Source organism: Thioflexithrix psekupsensis, from assembly GCF_002149925.1.
Lineage (GTDB): Bacteria > Pseudomonadota > Gammaproteobacteria > Beggiatoales > Beggiatoaceae > Thioflexithrix > Thioflexithrix psekupsensis.
In genome coordinates this window covers 1-977 of record NZ_MSLT01000027.1, presented here as the reverse complement: position 1 = coordinate 977, position 977 = coordinate 1, and the positions used below count along the sequence as shown (strand labels likewise).

Here is a 977-nt window from a genome sequence, read left to right as displayed (position 1 = left end):
GACGAACGCATCCCGCGCTTCGGGCGTTAATGGATGGTTGCCGAATAAATCATCCGCCAGTGCTGGCTGCAGGGCCAGACTCACCGCGATTCCTACTGAACATAGCCATTTCATATGGATTTTTCTTCCTTTGTTGCCCGACGTGGCAGCGAAAATGGTGCAAAAACCGTAGTTTGCCATAAGCATGATGGAGAGAGAAAAAGAATGCTCAGTTTATTGTCTGAATTTTCAAAAATATTCACTCGCTGAATTGTTATACAAGGCGCTATTCTAGTTTGTGATATTTTTTCGCCACCACAAGGAGTGGAAAATGTCTTCCATGACAACAACTGATAATAAAGCCTTTTTGAATGAACTTGCTCGTCTGGTGGGTTCTTCACACCTGCTCACCGATCCCGCAAAAACGGCCCGCTATCGCAAGGGCTTCCGTTCTGGTCAGGGCGACGCGCTGGCTGTCGTTTTCCCTGGCTCACTACTAGAATTGTGGCGGGTGCTGAAAGCCTGCGTCACCGCCGACAAAATTATTCTGATGCAGGCCGCCAATACAGGCCTGACCGAAGGATCGACGCCAAACGGTAACGATTATGATCGCGATGTCGTTATCATCAGCACCCTGCGTCTCGACAAGCTGCACGTTCTTGGCAAGGGCGAACAGGTGCTGGCCTATCCGGGCACCACGCTCTATTCGCTGGAAAAAGCCCTCAAACCGCTGGGACGCGAACCGCACTCAGTGATTGGATCATCGTGTATAGGCGCATCGGTCATCGGCGGTATTTGTAACAACTCCGGCGGCTCGCTGGTGCAACGTGGCCCGGCGTATACCGAAATGTCGTTATTCGCGCGTATAAATGAAGACGGCAAACTGACGCTGGTGAACCATCTGGGGATTGATCTGGGCGAAACGCCGGAGCAGATCCTTAGCAAGCTGGATGATGATCGCATCAAAGATGACGATGTGCGTCACGATGGTCGTCACG

At 51.5% G+C, this 977-nt stretch carries 2 protein-coding genes; one reads left to right on the top strand and one right to left on the bottom strand.

Features of this window, described 5'->3' with window-relative positions; all coding sequences use genetic code 11:
• The coding region (locus tag TPSD3_RS17845) for a hypothetical protein (protein WP_217884498.1) at positions 1 to 186 on the bottom strand (186 nt) is incomplete at its 3' end.
• Positions 187 to 310: 124 nt separating this feature from the next.
• Here TPSD3_RS17845 and dld point away from each other — a divergent pair.
• Positions 311 to 977: D-lactate dehydrogenase (gene dld, locus TPSD3_RS17180; RefSeq protein WP_086489779.1), on the top strand; the 667-nt coding region annotated here is incomplete at its 3' end.